The following is a 16,165-nucleotide window of genomic DNA, read 5'->3' as shown; positions in this document are numbered from 1 at the left end:
CGATGCTGCAATCGTTTTTTGCCGATATGCATATTCACATTGGACGTGATATGTATAATCACCCGGTAAAAATAACCGGAGCTAAAACCTTAACACTGACAAATGTTCTGAAAGAGGCAAGCCGGAATAAAGGGATTCATCTCGTTGGCGTGATTGACAGTCATGCCCCAGCTGTGCAGCAGGAAATCAAAGAACTTATCAAGTCCGGGCACGCCTATGAACTCAATGACGGGGGTATCCGTTTTGAAAATGTAACATTACTACTCGGTTCGGAAATCGAAATTTATGATGAACATTGTTGGGGCCCCATCCACGTTCTCTGCTTTCTTCCAACATTGGATCAAATGGAAAAGTTCTCAGCATGGCTGACAACGAAAATGAAAAACATTACGCTAAGTTCCCAGCGCTATTATGGAACCGCCAAAGATTTGCAGTACAAAGTAAAGGAGCTTTCAGGCATTTTCATTCCTGCACATGTTTTCACACCTTTTAAAAGTATGTATGGAAAAGGTGTCGATCGGTCAATGACAGAAGTGTTCGACCCGGATTTGCTGGACGCAATTGAATTGGGGCTCAGCTCGGATACAGCAATGGCCGATCAAATAAGTGAACTGCATGACTTTACCTTTCTGTCCAATTCAGATGCTCATTCGCTTCCGAAGATAGCAAGAGAATACCAGGAATTAATCATGGCTGAGGCCTCGTTTAAAGAATTTAACTGGGCGCTGCATCAGGTGCATGACCGTGGGATAAAGCGCAATTTCGGCATGAATCCCCATCTGGGAAAATACTACACAACTGTTTGCAGCCAATGTCTGAAACCCCTTGCCGCCAGTGCCTTGGAATGTCATAATTGTGGTTCGAAAAAAATTGTAAAAGGCGTGTTCGACCGTATCAAAGAGCTGCAGGATGCTGATTCCGTAAAAACGAACCGCCCGCCTTATTTATACCAGGTTCCTTTAGAATATTTGCCGTCACTCGGCCCTAAGACGTTTACAAAATTACTGGAGCATTTTCAAACGGAAATGAATGTGATCCATCATGTCCCATTTCATGAACTGCATAAGGTCGTACCGGAAAAACTAGCAACATCCATCATCGATATGAGAGAAGGGAAATTGGCTATTAAAGCCGGTGGTGGTGGAAAATATGGAAGTGTTTCAACTTATTGATATCATTTGAATAAAGGCGCTGGATCCGGACGTGGCTTAACTTCGCCAGTGAAAATTGTATCGCTTCATTTTATATTTTCTTATCTTTTTTTAAAAAACATTTGGTATGTTTATTTGGGATTCTTCATAGATTCTAGTAGAGGATGTTCACAAAAGGACACCGGAAAAAACAGGGCAATGGAGGATTCCAATGTACAATAAACGGACGCTTCTAGTAGACCACGTAAAAGAGCACGCAACCATTTATATTTTTATGATAATCCTGTTTTTGACAGGGATTATTTTTGGTGCAATCATTGTAAACAGTATGAACTTTATCCAGAAGCAGGACCTGTTTTTTTATCTTGAACGCTTTTTTGGTGATATAGCTGCTGACGAACAAGCTGGAAATAATGCCATATTAAAAGACAGTTTTTTTTATCATGTGAAATATTTATTTATATTGTTTGTTTTGGGTTTATCAGTTATCGGGCTGCCGGTGGTCTGGGTTTTGCTGTTTCTGAAGGGGATGATTGTTGGTTTTTCGGTTGGTTTTATCGTTAATCAACTGGGAATGAAGGGGCTATTTCTGGCTTCGATATCCATTGCACCGCAAAACATTCTTGTAATCCCGGTATATATCGCTGCAGGTAGTTTGTCGATGATATTCTCCCTAACTCTATTGAACAAGCTTTTTTCCCGGAAGTTCTCCCGACCGGTATTACAGCCGTTTGGTAAGTATGTAATGGCATTTGTCTCCCTAATCGTCGTTTCATTAGCCGCCGCAGTGTTGGAAGCCTATATTGCAAATGAAGGTATGGAATTGATCATAAAATCCTTTTATAGTCAACAATGATTATTATATAATAATAATTCCACATAACAATTTATAATAATTATACTTTGACACAATTTGTATCTGTACCTATAATGAAAGTGGGGATATAGGGGATATATTAGGGAGGAGACTTGCCATGGAACATCGGTTGGAACAGATAAAAAAGCAGCTCCATGCTCAAAGCTACAAACTTACACCGCAGCGCGAGGCAACGGTTAGAGTATTGCTTGAACGTGAAGAAGATCACCTTAGTGCTGAGGATGTATACTTGCTCGTTAAAGAAAAAGCTCCCGAAATAGGGCTGGCCACTGTTTACCGGACCCTTGAATTGTTGTCGGAATTGAAAATTGTTGATAAGATAAATTTTGGTGACAGTGTGTCACGTTACGACTTGCGAAAAGAAGGGGCGGAGCATTTTCATCACCATCTCGTTTGCATCGAATGCGGGTCTGTTGAGGAAATTGAAGAAGATCTTTTAGAAGAAGTTGAACGTATCGTCGAAAAGGACTGGCGTTTTCAAGTGAAAGATCACCGGCTCACTTTTCATGGCATTTGTAAACAATGTCAGGAAGCAGTAGTCGAGTCAACGAAATAATTGATATTCATATGGGACTGCCTTTTTTCTGAATGAGAAGAAAGGCTTTTTGTTTTTTGACGGTAAGAAACCATTACTTAGCGCATTTTCAAGGTTCGGACAATCACAATCAGTGAATTTAAGGTAATCATCTTCGCTTAGAAAGCTCATCGCTGGCTGATTCTTCTTTATTTACTTTTATAGAGAAATGGTTTATTTTAAGGATAGGGTAGCTTATAAGTTTTTCTAAATATGTATATTGTCCTCCTTTTTTGGCATAGATTTAATAATAGAAAGCCAAAAAAGAGGTGATGGAAGATGAAGCAGGCGCTGTGGGATACGTTGAAAGTTTTTGTCATCTTTATCGTTTGCACATGTCTGTTCTATGCAGGTCTGCGTTACATACATGCTGAATATGAACAATATCATCGATACGATCCGCCTGAGGGTCCTTCGGTGAAAGTGTTCAATACTGATGCTGATAAGAGTTTAATAGACCGCTTGAATTTATTTTTTCAGTTGGGGGAGTAGTGATCATGCTCAAGCCCGCTTTTGACGAATTCATGCATTACCTACAGGTGGAGAAGGGCGTTTCAGAGAACACATTAAAGTCATATGAGAGAGATTTGAAAAAATATTTGTTGTATATTGAAAAGAGGGTCCAGAAGTCAGCATGGAACGATATTGACCGGACTGATATTACCAGTTTTTTATATAAACTGAAGGATGACGGGAAATCATCTGCTACCATTGCACGGACTATTTCATCCATCCGTTCGTTTCACCGGTTTCTTGTCAGGGAACAGATAACCAATCACGATGCAACGATACATATTGAAACACCGAAAAAAGAAAGAAAGCTACCTGGGATTCTGTCTAATCAGGATGTGGATACGCTACTAGCAATTAGCGGGAATACACCTCTAGAGATGCGCAATAAAGCAATGCTTGAATTGCTTTATGCGACAGGGCTTAGAGTGAGTGAACTGGTCTCGTTAAAGGTGAGTGACCTACATTTGACCATGGGGTTTGTTCGTTGTCTTGGTAAAGGATCAAAAGAGCGAATTGTCCCCCTTGGAGACGTTGCCAGAAAAGCTGTTGACGATTATTTACGGTTTTCCAGAACAAGCCTTGTAAAACGGAATGAGGATCAGTATGCATTGTTCGTCAATCAGCACGGACGACCACTATCACGACAAGGCTTCTGGAAAATTCTCAAAAAGCTCGCTCGCGATGTCGGGATAAAGAAAGAAATTACGCCGCATACATTGCGACATTCGTTCGCGACACATTTATTGGAGAATGGTGCAGATTTGCGTTCTGTTCAAGAAATGTTAGGGCATGCTGATATTTCAACAACGCAGATTTATACACATGTAACAAAAGCCCGTTTGAAGGATATTTATCGGGAACATCATCCGCGAGCATAATTTTTTCAACACAGTTGTCAGACATCATACAACAAAATGGTGAAACATATTAAAAAGCAAAAAAGGGTAAAACAAAACTAAGGAGGTATATGTGATATGCAAAATTTCAAGCGTGTATTTCTTATTGTATTGGACTCAGTCGGTATTGGGGAGGCACCGGATGCTAAAGCTTTTGGAGATGAGGGTGCCGATACACTCGGACACATTGCCGAACGAATGGATGGTCTTAACATGCCTAACATGGCAAAACTGGGACTAAGTAATATTAGAGAGATTAAAGGTATTGAAAAAGCAACATCCCCAATGGCTCATTTCACGAAAATGCAAGAGGCATCTAATGGGAAGGACACCATGACTGGCCATTGGGAAATTATGGGGTTGCATATCCAACAACCATTTCGAACATTCCCAGACGGATTTCCAGATGAATTGATCAAAGAACTGGAGACAAAAACGGGAAGAAAAATTATTGCTAATAAACCGGCATCAGGCACTGCTATCATTGAAGAATTAGGTAAGGAGCATATGGACACAGGATCATTAATCGTTTATACATCGGCGGATTCTGTTCTACAGGTTGCCGCTCATGAAGAGGTGGTTCCACTTGATGAATTATATTCCATCTGTGAAACCGCCCGTGAACTGACAAAGGATGAAAAATATATGGTTGGTCGTGTGATTGCACGTCCGTTCATTGGGGAGCCAGGCAATTTCGAGCGCACACCGAACCGTCATGACTATGCGCTGAAGCCATTTGGTCGCACCGTGATGAATGAACTGAAAGATAATGATTTTGATGTTGTTGCCTTGGGGAAGATTTCAGACATTTATGATGGTGAAGGTATTACAGAAGCCATTCGCACAGCAGATAATAATGATGGAATGACAAAATTTATTGAATCCATGTCTAAAGATTTCACTGGATTAAACTTTCTCAATCTGGTCGATTTTGATGCTAAGTATGGCCATCGACGCGATCCTGAAGGGTATGGACAGGCTTTGGAAGCTTTTGATGCCAGACTTCCAGAAGTAATGGACAAATTGAATGAAGATGACCTGTTGATTATTACAGCTGATCACGGCAATGATCCTATTCATCATGGGACAGATCACACAAGGGAGTATGTGCCGCTGCTCATCCATCATCCTGGTATGGAATCAGGAAAAGAACTGCCAATTAGGGAGACATTTGCTGATATCGGTGCTACCGTCGCAGACAATTTCAACATTAAATTGCCAGAGCACGGAAAAAGCTTTTTGAATAAAATTAAATAAAAAGGTGGGCTTTGTATGGATCAAAAAGCAATCAACGAAGCAGCGACATATGTCAGGGAAAGGTTCTCCGACATTCCTACAATCGGACTCATATTGGGATCCGGTCTTGGTGTGTTAGCCGATAAGATAGACCATTCGACCACCATTCCATATAAAGACATACCGCATTTTCCCGAATCTACTGTTGCAGGGCATAAGGGACAGCTTGTAGCAGGAAATTTAGAAGGGATGCAGGTAATTGCAATGCAGGGGCGTTTTCATTATTACGAAGGATATTCCATGAAGCAGGTGACGTTTCCTGTACGTGTCATGAAAGCACTGGGAATTGATTCGATTGTTATTACTAATGCGGCTGGTGGTATTAATAAATTGTTTAGCCCAGGTGACTTAATGCTTATAACAGATCATATTAACAATATGGGTGACAATCCACTGATCGGACCGAATGATGAAACGATGGGCGAACGTTTTCCAGACGTGTCACAGTGTATAATAGACCGCTTCTAAGACATGCAAAGGATTGTGCAGCAAAACTAGGCATAACCATTCAGGAAGGTGTTTATATCGGGAATACCGGTCCGGCATATGAAACACCGGCAGAGGTCAGAATGCTCCGGACCCTGGGCGGGGATGCAGTTGGCATGTCTACTGTTCCCGAGGTGATAACGGCTGCCCATGCTGGCTTACGTGTCCTTGGCATTTCATGTATAGCAAATATGGCTGCCGGGATGCTTGACCAGCCGCTTACGCATTCAGAAGTGATGGAAACAACTGAAAAAGTACGCGATGATTTTCTGCGGTTTATCAGTGAAATCATTCGTACATTCCCAAAATAAAAATGCAGGTGATAATTATGAGAATGTATGATCTCATCGAAAAAAAACGTGATGGAAAAGAATTGTCTAAAGACGAAATTCATTTTTTTATTGATGGTTATACAAATGGCGACATCCCGGACTACCAGGTGAGTGCGCTGCTAATGGCTACTTTTTTTCGGGATATGACCGAAGCCGAACGTGCGGAATTGACTGCTTCAATGGTGGCTTCTGGTGAACAGATAGACCTCTCGGCGATTTCCGGTGTGAAGGTGGATAAACATTCAACAGGCGGAGTAGGGGATACGACAACGCTTATCCTAGCACCGCTTGTTGCTTCGGTGGGAGTCCCGGTTGCTAAGATGAGTGGACGTGGACTTGGCCATACCGGTGGAACGATTGATAAGTTGGAGGCAATTCCAGGTTTTCATGTTGAGCTAAGCAATGATGAATTCATCGACTCGGTCAATAAAAATAAAGTTGCCGTAGTCGGACAGACAGGTAATTTAACACCGGCAGACAAAAAGTTATACAGTTTGCGAGATGTTACTGCTACGGTTAATTCTATCCCGCTTATTGCCAGTTCCATTATGAGCAAAAAGATAGCTTCCGGCGCGGATGCAATTGTCCTTGATGTTAAAACAGGCGCTGGTGCATTCATGAAAGACTATCACGATGCAAAAGCATTGGCTGAAGCGATGGTATCTATAGGCAATCATGTTGGCAGAGATACCTTGGCGATCATTTCTGATATGAACCAGCCACTGGGAAAAGCAATCGGAAATGCGCTGGAAGTAAAAGAAGCGATTGACACATTACAAGGTAATGGCCCAAGTGATTTGACAGCGTTATGCCTTGAACTCGGCAGCCATATGACCGTTTTAGCTGGTAAGGCCGATACAGTCGAAGAGGCGAAGAAACGTTTGACCGAAAATCTCAATAATGGAAAAGCGCTGGAGCGATTTAAAACCTTTGTGGAATCGCAGGGCGGCGATTCCCGTGTTATTGATCATCCCGAATTATTACCACAAGCGACACATAAAATTGAGCTGCCTGCCACGAAGTCCGGAACCGTTTCGGAAATCATTGCCGACAATATTGGAACCGCGGCAATGATGCTTGGCGCTGGCAGGTCTACGAAGAATTCGGAAATTGATCTTTCTGTTGGAATAGTTCTGCATAAAAAAATCGGTGATACTGTAAATGAAGGAGAGCCGCTGGTAACTATCCATACCAACGATTCTTCCATTGATACTATCAAAGAAAAATTGTATGCCAGCATCAACGTATCGGACCATGCAGTTGAGGCACCGCCGCTCATTCATAGTACTGTCAGATAAGCAAAATTTTTTATAGCTGTTAACTGTATAAAAAGCACACTTTATGAAGTGTGCTTTTTTTTTGCTGGTTGCGCCAAAACGGTATAAAACCACCCTCAAATGGCAATCCTAGAATTATATTACATATTGGAGGGTGGAAAATGAAAAAGTTTGTCTTACTGACTGGCGTTTTGCTTTTAAGTTTATTAATGCCAGCTGCCTCTATATTTGCCGCAGAGGACGATCAAGGTAATAACAAGGATGAGGGACTTAATCTAGCCCCAGATGCCAAATCAGCCATCTTGATGGAGCGAGATACAGGAAAAGTACTATACGAAAAGAACACCGAAGAGAAACTTGCCCCTGCAAGCATGACAAAAATCATGACACTTTTATTGATTATGGAAGCCCTTGAAGATGGTGAAATCAAAAAAGACGAAACGGTACGTGTAAGTGAACAAGCTGCATCTATGGGAGGTTCGCAGATTTTTCTTGAACAAGGAGAGGAAATGACCGTTGACGACCTTCTTAAAGGGATAGCGATTGCCTCCGCTAATGATGCCAGTGTTGCCATGGCAGAACGAATTGCCGGAAGCGAAAAAGCGTTTGTAAAAAAAATGAACAAAAAAGTAAAAGCATTGGGATTAAAAAATACACAATTCCAGAATTCTACCGGTCTGCCTGCAAAAAACCATTATAGCACCGCACATGATATGGCTGTCATGGCTAAAGAACTTTTGACATACGAATCGGTGACAGACTATACTTCAGTTTATGAGGAATATTTGCGAAAAGGTACGGAGGATGAATTCTGGTTAGTTAACACAAACAAACTGGTGAAATTTTATCCAGGTGTTGATGGTCTGAAAACTGGTTATACAAATGAAGCAAAGTACTGCTTGACTGCAACTGCCGAAAAAAATGACATGCGTATGATTACAGTAGTCATGGGTGCGGATACAACGAAAAAACGAAATGCAACGGTTAGCAAGATGCTTGATTATGCATTTAATCACTATGAGACTAAAAATTTATATAAAAAAGGACAAACGATAACGACGATGGAATTCCTGAAAGCAGAAGAGCAAACAGTTGATGTCGCCGTATCTGAATCAGTCAGCACGATTCATAAAAAAGGGGAGCCGGAGAAAGACGTGAATGCATCCGTGAAAATGGAAACCGATTTGGTATTGCCTATTAATAAAGGGGAGCAAGTTGGTGAACTGGTTGTAAAAAGGCAGGGGAAAACAGTATCTGTGACACCACTAGTCGTTAAACAGGATGTTATGAAAGCATCGTATCTCACACTTTTGAAGCGAACCGTGAAAAACATAGTGGAATAACGCGTATTCAGGCGAATTTCTTCTTCTTTTGTCGAGGGGCAGGAATTATCCCTGCCTGCCTTGAATAAATAAGTACAATGAAATTAAGGAGGAACTGGAATGAGTCTGTCTACTTCATTTGATGTGAAACAAGATGTATTAATTGTCCGCATGTCCGGTGAGTTGGACCACCATGAATCAGAAACATTGCGGAACGATTGGAAAGAAATGATGTATGCAAACGACATCAGACATGTAGTCTTGAATCTTGAAGACGTTTCGTTCATGGATAGCTCCGGACTTGGGGTTGTCCTTGGCAGATATAAGGAAGTGTTGCAGCTTGGAGGAGAAATGGTGGTATGTTCTGTATCAGCACCTGTTCACCGGCTGTTTGATATGAGTGGCATGTTTAAAATTGTCCGTTTGGAGGAGAACGAGGAACATGCGTTATCTACGTTGGGGGTGGCTTCATGAAAAATGAAATGTATGTAGAATTCTCGAGTGTTAGTGAAAACGAGGCATTTGCAAGGGTGACAGTCGGATCGTTTGTAGCCCAGCTGGATCCGACGATGGATGAGCTTACAGAAATTAAAACCGTTGTCTCGGAAGCGGTGACGAACGCAATCATCCACGGCTATAATAATGAACCAGGCCATTATGTTTCCATTTCTTGTGTATTGGATGAAAATGAGGTGGAAATAATTATTAAGGATGAGGGAATCGGTATTGGAAATGTGGATGAAGCCAGACAGCCACTATACACGTCAAAGCCCGAATTGGAACGATCCGGAATGGGATTTACGATCATCGAAAACTTCATGGATAATCTGGAAATCATATCACTACCTGACAATGGCACAACTGTCCATATGAAAAAACAATTATCAAAAAAAACGGTTTCTAAATAGGGATGCCTATGGATGTAAACGTTAAACAAGATAACAATCAGGAGTCGTTGACGGATGAACAGGTAAAAACGTATATCCATAAAAGTCAGCAAGGCGATATGGAAGCACGCAACATTCTTGTTGAAAAGAATGTCAGGCTTGTCTGGTCAGTTGTGCAACGCTTTATTAACCGGGGATACGATCCGGATGATCTATTTCAAATCGGCAGTATTGGATTAATTAAATCTATTGATAAATTCGACTTGTCCTACGATGTCCGGTTTTCTACATATGCTGTTCCGATGATTATCGGGGAGATACAGCGGTTTATACGGGATGACGGCAGTGTCAAAGTTAGTCGCTCCCTTAAAGAAACAGGGAATCGAATCCGTAAAAAACGGGATGAATTAACCAAAACATTGGGACGATCACCGACGGTACTTGAAATCGCAGAATCACTGCATATCACAACCGAGGAAGTCGTTCATGCTGAAGAAGCAGCCAAATCACCGCATTCCATTCATGAAACTGTATTTGAAAATGACGGTGACCCAATTACATTGCTTGATCAGATTGCCGATGATGATAAAACGTGGTTCGATAAACTCTCATTACAGGAAGCGATTAGGGAATTGAATGAACGGGAGCGATTAATCCTTTATCTCCGGTATTATAAAGACAAAACACAGGCGGAAGTGGCAGAGCGCCTAGGAATTTCCCAAGTGCAGGTATCAAGACTTGAGAAGAAAATTTTAGACGAAATAAAAGTGTATATGAATTGATAATGAAAGGCTGTTCCAATTTTATTGGAACAGCCTTTCTCTGACTAGAGGTGTTCATTCCCATTCGATGGACCGGATTGCTGCCATTGCTGACTACCGTGAAACAGGCGATTATTTTGCGCTGTTTACTTTTAATGCATTTTGCTGATGTTCCTGAATGATTTCAGCAAGTGCCTCTGACGAATTCTTAAGTTCACTTCGAGTGTTGTCCACACCGCCAAATTCAACTAACACCGATCGTTTGGAAATATCCTGGTTATAAATACCATTCCCCTCAGATTTGCTTTTTTTATAAATCCCCTTGCTGAGACCAGGGTATTTTTCATTAATCATGCCATTCATTTTATTAGCAAATGCTAAGTTCTGTTCGTAGTTTTTGTGACCGGTGCCTACAATGAAATAAAGCTTAGCATATTTCTTTCCATTAATCGTTGCTGTGGTTGCATCTTTGCGCTGAGCATCTCGGTGAACATCAATAAAATAATCGATTTTCTCGTTGGAAGCTGTTACTTCTTGCAGTGTCTGTCGGGAAAATTTGTAGGAATCGTTGTAATTCCAGCCCCGTTCGTGCAGGCTCGCTGTAACATTGGTCTTGTCATGGATCGCCGTCACTCCTCTCTTTTTCAACTGCTTAGTCAGCATAGATCCTACTTGCACAATATTTTCATTATTATTTATGCTTGAGGCATTGCTTGGTTTTTTATTCGTATCGTTCATTAACGGCAAAAAAGCTTCCCAAGCGTGCGTGTGATAAATGAATACATTGGCATTTTTTTTCGCCTGTATATTTTCATCCTGTTCAGGTTGATTTTCCTTTGCTTCTTCCTCAAGCAATTTCTCAAAATCGGGAGGGGGTGACTCGATTGCCATAGCTGTACCTGATCCTATTCCTCCCATTCGTGCGCCATTTGAAATCGCGTTCATTCCAGGTAGTTCCACCCCGAGTAAACTTGTAAAATTATTCGGTGTTATCCCAGATGTGAATTCAAAGAATAGTGTTGATGGATCCGGCATGTCGATATCATTTTCTTTTAAATTATTCCCTAGTTGTGGTACCTCTGAACTCATCATCAGTAATAAAGACTCCGAGATGAGCGCAGATTCTGTCAGTTGGCTGACAATTGAAAAATGAAAAAAGCGATTTTGGCTTTTTGACAGTGAAATAAATGATATAAGTAAAAATATGATAATGATGCCTGCTAAATATACAAGAATATGGTTTTTTAATTTATGCTCCATTCAATAATCAACCTTTCCAACAGATTAATCACTTATGTATGCTGATTTTTCTTTTGTAAGAATGTCTGATGTGGCTCCGTAATAATGCTCTAAAAATGAAGAGGTACCGACCACTTTCACGCCTCGAACCAACTATGAAACATTTCCCTCTATTAATGACCTTAGTAAGAAGTTATGAAAAAGATATTTTTAATAGAACGGCAAATTTAAATTTCACACTACTTGAACAACAAAAGGTTAGTTCTGACTTAAATCAGTACTTTTTCTCTGTGATAATTATTCCGATTTCAGTAAACACTATATAAACGAATGAATACCAAAGGAATGATTGCTGTATGTCACACATCGTTTATGTACGAATGAAAAAAAACGTAGAGCTTGCGTACTCGCAAAATGTGAAGCTCAAAGACATCGCTTATATTTCTGCAGGCATCCAATGGAAAGATAAACTAGAGGCAACACCGATATATAAAATTTCTAAAAAGGATCACAATGTTGTAGTTGTTGACAGTTTTTTAGTAATTGATCATCTGAACAGACAATATAGTGATCTAGAGTTTCAACTTATTGGACCAGCACAAACCATTATTCGTATTAAAGATTATAAAAAGCCAACCAATATTCTAATCGTATCGGCAGTTTGGCTGCTGCTTTTCATTGGTACTGCGATGACTATCATGAATTTTCATTATGATGTCAGTATGCAGGAAGTACAGCAAAAGCTGCACTACTTACTGACAGGGGATGAAAGTGACTATCCGTTATGGATTCAAATCCCTTATTCGCTTGGTCTTGGTGTCGGTATGCTTCTATTTTTTAATCACTGGTTTACTAAACGTTTTAACGATGAGCCGAGCCCTCTAGAAGTGGAAATATTTAACTATCAGCAAGACCTAGATACTTATCTCACGCATTATGAGAATAACCTGAATGATGCTAAGCGTATGGATTAGCCTGCTGGAAGCAATCATTGGGTTCGCTGCTGGTATTGCTGTAGGAGGCGGTTTTGTTGCATTTTTGACACTTTTAGGGGTTATTCCACGGTTGATTCAACTAAGCAAGTCAGATACATTCATCAAATCGTATATTGCAAGTGTCATCATTGGATCGCAGTTAGGCATTTATATGTCATTTGCGGATATAACATGGGATTTTCCGGTGATTTTATTAATTTTATGGGGGTTATTTCATGGCATCTTTAACGGTATGCTTGCGGCCGCATTGACAGAGGTGCTCAATGTATTCCCGATATTAGCAAAGCGAATAAGGATGGATGATAAGCTGCTTTGGCTTTTGATGGCAATTGTATTTGGTAAAGTGGCGGGATCGCTTTTTCAATGGATTATTTTTGTTAAGTGAATTTTCGCCAGTATTGTCCCCGTTTTTACTGTGTTTGCTATGTTACGCAATAAGGATGGAGTCAGTTTTTAATAAGTGGAGGGTTATGCATGAAGCAAGATACAACTAAAAGCCCTATTTATGCAAAGATTGAAAAAAACGACGATTATATGAAAGATAATATTGGGGTTGGAACTTCATTTGATCTTGGATTCCGTGAATTGAGTATTTTAAAAAGAAAAGTGCACCTGTATTACCTGACAGGTCTCTGTGACAGTTCTGTTGTATTGCATATCATTCGGCAACTTGTAAAAATTAACGATGACGAAAGTAATACAAAAAAACTGCCTGAGATTATTGAAAATCGTATTATCTTCATGCAAGTGAATAAAACCGAATCGCTTGATGAAGCAGTCGACCAAATGTTGTCCGGGTTGATTGTCATATTTGTAGATGGAATCAAATATGCGTTTATTGCTGATACCCGTAATTATCCAGGTCGGACCCCACAGGAACCTGATACAGAGCATGTTGTTCGGGGCTCACGAGATGGATTTACAGAAAATATCATTGAAAATACTGCCCTAACGCGAAGAAGAATCCGCGATGCACGTCTGCGTCATGAAATGTTAAAGGTGGGTGAGAGATCCAAAACAGATGTCTGTCTTTGTTATATTAAAGATATAGCTAACGAAGGACTAGTAAATGAAGTAAAAGATAGGATTAACCAAATTGAAGTAGATGGTATTCCAATGGCTGATAAGACGCTGGAAGAATTCATCCTTAATGAGAAATGGAAAGCATATCCTAGAGTTCGCTACACCGAAAGACCTGATATAGCATCTAACCATCTAATGGAAGGTCATGTTCTTGTAATTGTGGATACTTCACCAAGTGTCATGATATTGCCGACAACATTTTTCGACCATGTACAGCATGCTGAAGAATTTCGTGAAACATCAGTTCTTGGGACATTTATTCGATGGATAAGGTTTCTTGCGATTATGATATCCATTTTTCTTTTACCCATATGGCTTTTATTTGCACTGGAACCGACTTTGCTTCCAGGTGAACTTACATTTATTGGGCCAAAAGACGAAGGGACGATACCGATTGCCTTACAGTTAATTATCGCCGATATTGGTTTGGAGTTTTTACGAATGGCCGCCATCCATACACCAACACCTTTATCAACTGCCATGGGATTAATTGCTGCAGTGCTGATTGGTCAAATTGCTATTGACGTCGGCCTGTTCGGACCAGAAGTTATTTTATATGTGTCCGTAAGTGCAATCGGCATATATGTGACACCAAGTTATGAATTGGGCGTTGCCAATAAAATAAGCCGATTTGGTCTGGTCATCATAACCGGCCTGTTCGGTATGATTGGGTTCACCATTGCAACAACTATTTATATCCTGCTGCTTGTCCGTATGCAATCAATTAAGGCACCATATATGTGGCCGTTGTTACCGTTTGACCCAAGAGGAATGTATGAACTCCTCTTTCGTGTTCCAAAACCGTATTCAAATCGACGCCCGGGTGTTGTTCATCCAAGGAACGATTTCTCACAGCCAAAAACAACCGGTAAATGAAACTAAGTCATATTGCTCAGCATAGGGAGGAAGAATATTCCGCGAACAGGGGATTCTTTCTCCCTTTCATTTTTTGTCTTCTTATGGTAAGGTGTTTTTACACTTGACGATGCAAAACATGTCAAAGGATGACACATCACATAATCATCATACACACTGAAGCGTAGATAATACTTGTTTTTAATCACCTTAATAAAGTCCGGGACTGAATGGAGGGATAGAAATGATAACGGATAATCATCCATTCAAAATAAATAGTGCAGGGCATCTCGAGGCAAGTGGTGTCGATTTGGTACAACTAGCCGAAACATATGGTACACCTTTATATGTTTATGATGTTGCCATCATACGAGAAAATTGCCGTAAATTCGTTCGCACGTTTGAAAGTTTAGGAGTTCGTGCACAAGTTGCCTATGCAAGCAAGGCTTTTTCTACCATCGCTATGCTGCAGGTCATGAACCAAGAGGGAATGAGCCTCGACGTCGTGTCACAAGGCGAATTGTATACAGCATTGCAGGCGGAGTTTCCTGTCAATAAAATCCATATGCATGGCAATAATAAAAGCCTGGAAGAATTAACTATGGCCATTGAACATGACATAGGGTGTATTGTCGTTGATAACTTTCACGAAATTGAACTAATCGAACGAATTCTTCGTGATAAAAATAAAACCATTGATGTGCTAATGCGCGTGACCCCAGGGATTGAATCGAATACACATCGGTATATTATGACGGGCAATGAAGACTCTAAGTTTGGTTTTAACCTTAGCAATGGACAAGCAGATCAGGCATTTTTGCGTTTGCGTAACAACCCAAACATTCATTTTAAAGGACTGCACGCCCATATAGGATCGCAACTGTTTGAAACTGAAGGGATGCTGCTTACAGCTGAACTGCTATTCAAGAAATTGGATTGCTGGCATACTGATTATGGGTTTATCCCTGACGTACTAAATCTCGGGGGTGGCTTTGGCATCCGTTATACAAGAGAAGATGAACCACTCCCTTATCCAGAATTTGTGAAAGAACTGACATCCGCTGTAAAAGAACATGCTTCTTCCATCGGTATTCCAATGCCAGAAATATGGATAGAACCAGGGCGTGCAATCGCCGGGAATGCCGGATTAACGTTATATACGGTCGGTTCGATTAAAGAAGTTCCCGGTGTTCGAAACTATATCGCAGTAGATGGTGGTATGACGGATAATTTGCGACCTGCACTTTATCAAGCGACATATGAAGGTGTGCTGGCAAATAAAGCATCAGCTACTGCTTCAGATACTGTTTCTGTTGCTGGAAAATGCTGTGAATCAGGCGATATGCTCATATGGGATTTGCCTCTGCCTGACGTTGATGAAAATGATATTTTGGCCGTCTTTTCAACAGGAGCTTACGGTTATGCTATGGCAAATAATTACAATCGTTTTCCGAAACCGGCAGTTGTATTTGCAGAAAATGGAAGTGCGCAATTAGTCGTTAGAAGAGAAACGTATCATGATATGGTGAAAAATGATATCTCGTATGAATAATCATATTGTTTTCTTTAAACATGTCGGATAAAATAAAATAAGAACGACTGCTTGGCTTGCAAGATTGTA

General features: G+C 40.6%; 16 protein-coding genes and 1 pseudogene. 16 read left to right on the top strand and 1 reads right to left on the bottom strand.

What is annotated here, in order from left to right:
• Window positions 1-2: 2 nt before the first annotated feature.
• From FFL34_RS00385 to sigF, 12 genes and pseudogenes are all read left to right on the top strand, one after another.
• The gene (locus FFL34_RS00385) at window positions 3-1,172 is read left to right on the top strand and encodes an endonuclease Q family protein (protein ID WP_171046224.1); all 1,170 of its coding nucleotides are present in this window, start codon (window positions 3-5) and stop codon (window positions 1,170-1,172) included.
• Between the two features lie 190 nt (window positions 1,173-1,362).
• Window positions 1,363-2,007 carry a stage II sporulation protein M gene (gene spoIIM, locus FFL34_RS00380; RefSeq protein WP_138600329.1) on the top strand — a complete coding sequence of 215 codons (645 nt, stop codon included), beginning with the start codon at window positions 1,363-1,365 and terminating at the stop codon, window positions 2,005-2,007.
• Between the two features lie 118 nt (window positions 2,008-2,125).
• Entirely contained in the window at window positions 2,126-2,584 is a 459-nt protein-coding gene (fur, locus tag FFL34_RS00375; RefSeq protein ID WP_138600327.1) for a ferric iron uptake transcriptional regulator, read from the top strand.
• A gap of 297 nt (window positions 2,585-2,881) precedes the next feature.
• Window positions 2,882-3,094 (top strand): YqzK family protein, encoded by a 213-nt coding sequence (locus FFL34_RS00370; RefSeq protein ID WP_138600325.1) that lies wholly within the window; start codon window positions 2,882-2,884, stop codon window positions 3,092-3,094.
• 5 nt (window positions 3,095-3,099) lie between these two features.
• Entirely contained in the window at window positions 3,100-3,993 is an 894-nt protein-coding gene (gene xerD, locus FFL34_RS00365; RefSeq protein WP_138600324.1) for a site-specific tyrosine recombinase XerD, read from the top strand.
• Between the two features lie 96 nt (window positions 3,994-4,089).
• Window positions 4,090-5,268 (top strand): phosphopentomutase, encoded by a 1,179-nt coding sequence (gene deoB, locus FFL34_RS00360; RefSeq protein ID WP_138600322.1) that lies wholly within the window; start codon window positions 4,090-4,092, stop codon window positions 5,266-5,268.
• A gap of 15 nt (window positions 5,269-5,283) precedes the next feature.
• Window positions 5,284-6,104 (top strand): annotated as a pseudogene (locus FFL34_RS00355) (purine-nucleoside phosphorylase).
• Window positions 6,105-6,121: 17 nt separating this feature from the next.
• Complete coding sequence (locus tag FFL34_RS00350) at window positions 6,122-7,423, top strand: pyrimidine-nucleoside phosphorylase (RefSeq protein ID WP_138600320.1); 1,302 nt, start codon at window positions 6,122-6,124, stop codon at window positions 7,421-7,423.
• A 140-nt stretch (window positions 7,424-7,563) separates the two neighbouring features.
• Window positions 7,564-8,745 carry a D-alanyl-D-alanine carboxypeptidase family protein gene (locus FFL34_RS00345; protein WP_138600318.1) on the top strand — a complete coding sequence of 394 codons (1,182 nt, stop codon included), beginning with the start codon at window positions 7,564-7,566 and terminating at the stop codon, window positions 8,743-8,745.
• 99 nt (window positions 8,746-8,844) lie between these two features.
• A complete protein-coding gene (gene spoIIAA / locus FFL34_RS00340; protein WP_138600316.1) occupies window positions 8,845-9,198 on the top strand; it encodes an anti-sigma F factor antagonist in 354 nt (117 codons plus the stop codon).
• Window positions 9,195-9,632, top strand: coding sequence for an anti-sigma F factor (gene spoIIAB / locus FFL34_RS00335; protein ID WP_138600314.1), 438 nt, complete (start codon window positions 9,195-9,197; stop codon window positions 9,630-9,632). Before spoIIAA ends, spoIIAB begins: the two co-directional genes overlap by 4 nt.
• Before the next feature lie 8 nt (window positions 9,633-9,640).
• Window positions 9,641-10,393 (top strand): RNA polymerase sporulation sigma factor SigF, encoded by a 753-nt coding sequence (sigF, locus tag FFL34_RS00330; protein WP_138600312.1) that lies wholly within the window; start codon window positions 9,641-9,643, stop codon window positions 10,391-10,393.
• 111 nt (window positions 10,394-10,504) lie between these two features.
• On the opposite strand, the gene spoIIP is transcribed toward sigF, so the two are convergent.
• Entirely contained in the window at window positions 10,505-11,632 is a 1,128-nt protein-coding gene (gene spoIIP / locus FFL34_RS00325; protein WP_138600309.1) for a stage II sporulation protein P, read from the bottom strand.
• Between the two features lie 335 nt (window positions 11,633-11,967).
• Here spoIIP and FFL34_RS00320 point away from each other — a divergent pair, with 335 nt between their 5' ends.
• The 4 genes from FFL34_RS00320 to lysA all read left to right on the top strand — a co-directional run bounded on the left by FFL34_RS00320 (window position 11,968) and on the right by lysA (window position 16,096).
• Complete coding sequence (locus FFL34_RS00320) at window positions 11,968-12,585, top strand: stage V sporulation protein AA (protein WP_138600307.1); 618 nt, start codon at window positions 11,968-11,970, stop codon at window positions 12,583-12,585.
• Window positions 12,563-12,991 carry a stage V sporulation protein AB gene (locus FFL34_RS00315; RefSeq protein WP_138600305.1) on the top strand — a complete coding sequence of 143 codons (429 nt, stop codon included), beginning with the start codon at window positions 12,563-12,565 and terminating at the stop codon, window positions 12,989-12,991. Before FFL34_RS00320 ends, FFL34_RS00315 begins: the two co-directional genes overlap by 23 nt.
• Window positions 12,992-13,080: 89 nt before the next feature.
• A complete protein-coding gene (locus FFL34_RS00310; protein ID WP_138600303.1) occupies window positions 13,081-14,565 on the top strand; it encodes a spore germination protein in 1,485 nt (494 codons plus the stop codon).
• Between the two features lie 223 nt (window positions 14,566-14,788).
• The gene (gene lysA, locus FFL34_RS00305; RefSeq protein ID WP_138600301.1) at window positions 14,789-16,096 is read left to right on the top strand and encodes a diaminopimelate decarboxylase; all 1,308 of its coding nucleotides are present in this window, start codon (window positions 14,789-14,791) and stop codon (window positions 16,094-16,096) included.
• Window positions 16,097-16,165 lie beyond the last annotated feature (69 nt).

The sequence above is a fragment of the Lentibacillus cibarius genome (assembly GCF_005887555.1).
Taxonomy (GTDB): Bacteria; Bacillota; Bacilli; order Bacillales; family Amphibacillaceae; genus Lentibacillus; species Lentibacillus cibarius.
This window is presented reverse-complemented; position numbering and strand designations above follow the sequence as displayed.